The 2,803-nt window shown below is 33.7% G+C and carries 3 protein-coding genes; all 3 read right to left on the bottom strand.

Features of this window, described 5'->3' with window-relative positions; translation table 11 throughout:
- A partial coding sequence (locus PHP31_09915) for a hypothetical protein (GenBank protein MDD3739592.1) occupies positions 1-973 on the bottom strand: 973 nt, incomplete at its 3' end.
- Between the two features lie 2 nt (positions 974-975).
- The gene (locus PHP31_09910; protein ID MDD3739591.1) at positions 976-1,455 is read right to left on the bottom strand and encodes an RNA polymerase sigma factor; all 480 of its coding nucleotides are present in this window, start codon (positions 1,453-1,455) and stop codon (positions 976-978) included.
- A 153-nt stretch (positions 1,456-1,608) separates the two neighbouring features.
- Positions 1,609-2,352, bottom strand: coding sequence for a TerB family tellurite resistance protein (locus PHP31_09905; GenBank protein ID MDD3739590.1), 744 nt, complete (start codon positions 2,350-2,352; stop codon positions 1,609-1,611).
- Positions 2,353-2,803: the final 451 nt, after the last annotated feature.

Below are 2,803 nucleotides of genomic sequence, written 5' to 3'. Positions count from 1 at the left end.
TCAACAATTTGCCGACAAACTGCCTTATGCCTGTCGGTCTTTGAACAAAGCTTTCTTCCGGCTCAACAGTTTCGGCTACTTCAGCCAGGTAAGCGTAATTGAAAAAGGAGTAAAATTCGGCTTCATTGGCAAAATTTATATAAGCTAATTCGTAGTCGTTTGCGCAAACAAACGGTATGTTTATAGGTTCTAATTTCTGGATATTTTCAATTTGTCTTTCGTCGATGTTAGTTGCAATATCAACATCTTCGACAATATTATTTGCAAGTGTAATATCTGTTTCCGAAGGTTCTAAATTTTCAATTATCTTATCGGATTGTGTAACTACATCATTACGCTTATTTGTAGTTTGAATAACGTTTTCAGTTTTATTTTCTGAAATATCAATGATATTTTCGGTGATATTATCAGTATTGACAATAACGTTTTCTTCGGTTTTGTGGTCGGTTTCCGCAATTTCAGGACTGTTTTTAGGTGTATAATAAAACACGGTAAATAGTATCAACAAACTTGCAGCAATAGCAGTGGCAATATAAAGTAGGGTGGTTCTCTTCTGTTTTTTATTTCCCAAATGCTTGTAAAGCTCGTCTTTATGAGGATATTTTATGTTTTTATCGGGAGTTAATACCGTTTTGTCGTATTGATTTTTTATATTTTTATAAACATTACTATTGGCGTGCAAATTACTTACTACTTCTTTTTGTTCATACGTCAAATCGCCTTCAATTTCTTTTATAGCCAACAATTCAAAGTAATTGGTACGTGATTTTTTGAGATTTAATTTTTGTTCAATAGGTAATTGCTCGGAATCGGAAGGAACGACAAAGTTTATACAGTCGCCGTCGGTTTTGCATTCCGGATGCTTATCCAAAAAATCCAACAACTCTTTGGTTGTGTTTTCGTCAAGATTGCCTTCGTAGTAATCCAACAAAAAAGCTTCGTAGTTGTTAATATTTATGTTTTGCGTATCCATTTTCAAATTACATTTTCGAGTTTACCAATAACTTCCCTTAACTTTTGTCTGGCTCTAAAAATATTTATCTTAACCTGAGCTTCGCTTGTTTTGGTGATATCGCTTATTTCTTTGTAGCTGTACCCTTCGTAGTCTCTAAGCAAAATCATGTGTCGCTGAATATCGCTAAGGTTATTTACGGCAATATCAATTATGTCTTTCAGTTCCCAATTAAAATTCTTTGTTTCGTAAGTTTCTTCAGTTTCATCGCCTACACTTATTTTATTTTTCCTTATGGTATCTATCATCGAGTTATAAGCGATTTTATACAAATACGGCTTGGCAGTTTTAAATTCCACTTCGTCGATTAGTTGCCACAACTTTAAATAGGTATCTTGAATAATATCTTGCGAAGTTCCCTTATCTCTTATGCTTTTCAGCACAAATCTATACAAGCCGTCGGCATAAAGGTCAACACAAGTATTATATTCTTTTAAAGTCATAAAATTTGCCTGTTTTTATTACTAATACGAAATAGGGCTACAAAAAGTTACAAAAAAAGTAAAATATTTTATTTAATTGTTGTACAAATCCGCTGAAATGTTACAAACTATTGGTGTATAGCAAATAGGGGATATGGTTTTAAGTAACACGAATTAAACTATATTTCTTTCCTTTTTTATATTGTCGTAAGCATTTTGCAATTTCTGAAATTTTTCGTTAGCAGCTTTTTGCACATTTTCGCCAAGGTGAGCAACTTTGTCGGGGTGATATTTAAGAGCCATTCTGCGATACGCTTTTTTCACTTCATCATCGCTTGCATCTGGTTTTATTTCCAATATTTCGTAGTCGGAATTGGTGTTTACAATAAACATGGCTTTAATACTTTCAAAATCTTTGGTGGTAACGCCAATATAGTTTGCAATTTTAGTAACAGTATTAAGCTCTTCGGCTGAAATATATCCATCGGCTTTGGCTATACCAAAAAGGTAGTGCAAAAGTTGCAGGCGAGACTGATATTCCATGTAAAACCTGATTTGTCGGCACACATCGGCTAAATCGTAGTCTTTTTCAAGCAATTGTCTTAAAATTTGCAATTGGCGTTGAGCTTCAGTTTCGCCAAATTGGCGTAGCAAAAATGCTTTTATGTAATCCAACTCCGATTTTAAATTTCTACCATCAGCTTTCATCACCGATGCCGACAACACTAACAAAGTGATATAAAATCCGCTTTTTGTGGTTTGAGGTCTTTCAAATCGCCCTTTACGACTCTTGTATTGAGTCTTACTTTCGTTGTACCCTTCAAATAATGCACCTATAGCAAAGCCAATCAAAGCTCCTATAGGTCCACCAGCAACCCAACCCAAACCGCCACCAATCCATTTTAATAATTTAGCCATCGTTTTTTATGCAAAAGTAGTTAATTATTAGTTTTAGTGTTGCCAAATACATAAATATCTGGTAATATTACTATCATCTTGTCATAGTACGTGGTGCAGCTGTTAGCTTTTGGCTATTAGCTATTGGCTAAACTCAGCCAACAGCCAATAGCAAACAGTAACTCCAATTAAGCTTTTCTTATAATCAATAAACTTTTTAAGTTTCAATTTTGTATTTTTCATTTTCTTTGCTTGTCCAAAGAAAACGAAACAAAAGAAAAGACACTTTTTACAAGGAATTTTTTATTGCCTTTCGGCAATAAAAACCGTATAAAAGAAACTAAATTTCTTACAGGGATTCAGAAATTTTTAACGTTTCTTTTATACATATTCTGCGTAAAAAGGATTTTAAATAAGCAAGTTTTATCCTGCTGACTATAGCAAAGCAAGCGTGAGTCTGCGACTTTGTTAA

This window comes from Lentimicrobiaceae bacterium (genome assembly GCA_028697555.1).
Taxonomy (GTDB): Bacteria; Bacteroidota; Bacteroidia; order Bacteroidales; family UBA4417; genus UBA4417.
Note: the sequence above shows the minus strand (reverse complement) of the source record. Positions and strands in the feature narration are given on the sequence as shown.